General features: G+C 61.6%; 1 protein-coding gene. It reads right to left on the bottom strand.

Going from position 1 to position 487, the window contains the following annotated elements:
• Positions 1 to 487: hypothetical protein (locus tag M3191_RS18215; protein WP_251701729.1), on the bottom strand; the 487-nt coding region annotated here is incomplete at both ends.

Below are 487 nucleotides of genomic sequence, written 5' to 3'. Positions count from 1 at the left end.
GGATATGCGCGTTTCCTGTGCCGCAGCCGGCCAACAACGTCCCGCCTGGGACGTTCTTGCAGGCCGCGATGATGTTGACCACTTCACTGCGCGTGCCCGATGGCACCGGTCCGTTTCCGCATTGTTCCGGCGCGAGGCGCAGCCCGACGATCAGGTCGACACTCGTCAGACCAAAGAAATCCGCTCTGGAGCCGCCCGCGAAAGTGCAGGTGCGGCCATCAATGACGGCGCTGGTCGATGGAAACGGGATGCCGAAGAAAGCACCGCGCGAGTCCAGTGAAATATCGCCTTGGTGGAAATCCCAGCGCCCTGTCGATGTGGAGACCTTAGCCCCAGCGATGAACATGTCTGCATCGACGCCAAGTTCACCCGGCTCGTAATGTAAGGTGCCGTCCAGGCGCACAATGCGATCCGGTCCTTGCCCGGGTGCGAAACTGATGGACGCGCCGAATCCGAACGAGGAGGGCGTCATCAGATCGATGGTACC

Origin of the sequence: Sporosarcina luteola (assembly GCF_023715535.1) — a bacterium.
GTDB lineage: Bacteria > Bacillota > Bacilli > Bacillales_A > Planococcaceae > Sporosarcina > Sporosarcina luteola_B.
This window is presented reverse-complemented; position numbering and strand designations above follow the sequence as displayed.